We start from the raw sequence: 2,426 nt of genomic DNA on the forward strand, positions 1-2,426 counted from the left end.
AGCCTGTGGGGCTCGCTCAAGGTCGGCCGGCTGTATGGGCGCAAGTTCGAGACAGTGCGGGCCGCCAAGGACGAGGTCATCGACTGGCTGGCGTTCTACAACCACCGCCGGCTTCACTCGACGCTCGGCTACGTCAGTCCAATGCAATTCGAACGGGCTTGGCTCGCTGCCCAGGAAAAGCGAGCCGCGTAATGCCCTCGGCTATGGGATGCGAGATCCGAGGGCAAGGTCAAACCTTCATGGGCAGTGCTGTCCATTGGGACGGATTGCTTCGAGACAAGAAGAGCAAGTTAGTCATCATCCGGCGAGAACCCGACTCGACCCCACGATACCTTCAAGGGCACTTCTATCTGGACTTCAGTGATGACGCGGAGTACCCAAAGCGGATGGAGGAGCTCCTTGACCTACTGCGAGGCAAGTCTGTCGCCGAACGCCCAAAGAAGAGCCGGAGCTTGACAATGCCATCGGAGAGTTCCTATGAGTTCACTCGTGTCGAGGAACTGATCCGCGTGAACCATCCAAACCGCAGGGCGATCGTGAACGCAGTCGATGGGACCGACTTCGCTGGTGCAAAACGTATCAAGTACGAGCTCTGGGAGACCAAGTCCCCCGCATTGAACTACTTCCTGGCGCTGCACGCCAATATCAACATCCAGCAGACAGCGCATCACGCAGCGGCCCGTTTGCTGGCTGCCGGCATTCGTCCCCCCGAGATAACAGTTCTGCGCCATCGGGTCGCGCGCCCGGAGCAGGATCTGATTGCCGGCGCATTCTCCGAAGCGAAGCTATTGACGCGCGTTCACGAATGCACTTACAAGGAGTATATCTGGGACTACTGTATCGACGAAACCCTCAAGGCCATTGATCCGCCGAGTCCCATCGAGAACTACACGAATCAAGACTTGACCTTTCTCAACGGTGACGGCGACGAGGTGCGCGTCGAATCTGCACTGGACCATTTCCTGCAGGTACTGCAGAAACCATCTCACGTCTCGGCGCACCTTGTGGTCGCGCCCGGCGGCATGGGCAAGACCTCGTTGTGCCTGTCCGTCTCAAGGGCGCTACATTTTCGTGAAGATCTGCGGTCATCCGTTATCCTCATCCAGGCGGAGGCGATCAAGAAGTACGTGGCTGAGCGAGGGGTTGTCTCGTCGCGAATCGAGACGATCTACGACATCTACGAGCTATACGCGAAGTACCAAGGGCACGGAAAGCTCTTCGATCGATCAACCTTCGATTTGGCCGTCGTCTGCGGTAACTTGACGATCATCATCGACGGTCTGGATGAGCTGAGTTCGCTGTTCCAAGAGCAGTTCGACGTTGGGGCCTTTCTCGAATCGCTTAAGGAACTTCACGATCAACTCGGGAGTAGCAACGTCCTTCTGACGACCCGGAACAACGTCGTCGCGCAAGACGCTGGACTAGAGGCGTTGGCCATTGAGCGCTATGAACTACTCGGGTTCGACACAGCGAGCTGCAAGCGCTACGTGACGCGTCGCTTGCAGGGCTACGTTTCAGGTTCGGCGATGATCGACAGAGTGATGGCGCAGGTCGCCAAAATCCGCATCCATGACGACGACGGCCGCATCATTCCCTTTCTGGCCGACATCTCTACGACGGTGGCGGAAGACGCGCTCAGCGCAGGCAAGGACGGAAGCTTCGAGGTCTCGGATGACTCTACCCCTTATCCTTCGAACAACGACCTTGCTGACCACATCGTGCATTCGATCCTTCGCCGTGAGCAGACGCGGCATGACCTCGAGATCCAGGTCGTTGATGTCGTCGAGCTGATTTCCGACTTGGTAATCGACCACGGGAAGCGTTGGCCCGTCGCACAAATGCAGGAGCGGCTATTCCTCCTGTACGAGGCCCGTGCACAGCCCATTCTGGCCAAGCTGTTGCTGAACCCGCTGCTCGTCTTGCAGAACGGCGATGTTGAGCTGCGGTACTCGTTCCTGAGCTCGTACTTTGAGGTTCTCCTGATGCTTCGTGGCTTGCTACGAAGCAGCATCGAGTCCGGAACGATGCGAGCCCTTAGCCGACTGAACCTGGAAAGCGAAGAGGCGCGGGAGCTAAAGCGGTTCTTCTTGTCGCATCCCGATGAGGTGGAGGCCGCGCTGCACTCCATCGTTCCGTTGCTACGTGAACAGGCAAACGCTTCCGACAGTGGCGCAGACGATGTCCGAGGGCGGCGCGAATACGCTAGAGGCGCTATCGCGTCGCTCTTGAATCTCTATTTCTCCGCGCAAAAGCTTTCTATCGATGCCACGACGGTCAAGCTTCTGTCCTTCTATGGACTGAAGGAAGACGTCAATGCAATTCGTACGCTAGAAGGGCTGTTTATCAAGGGAGCGTTTCCTACGATCGATTTCTCAAGGCTTATCGTCACCAAGTCTGGCTTCCATGGTTACAAGAACTTCCTAGCC

General features: G+C 57.1%; 2 protein-coding genes. Both read left to right on the forward strand.

All coding sequences use genetic code 11. The features are described from left to right. A partial coding sequence (locus AC1D01_RS30290) for an IS3 family transposase (RefSeq protein WP_477873034.1) occupies positions 1-192 on the forward strand: 192 nt, incomplete at its 5' end. Between the two features lie 317 nt (positions 193-509). Next, positions 510-2,426: hypothetical protein (locus AC1D01_RS30295; protein WP_477873036.1), on the forward strand; the 1,917-nt coding region annotated here is incomplete at its 3' end.

Source organism: Rhizobacter sp. P3_B12 (assembly GCF_056402895.1).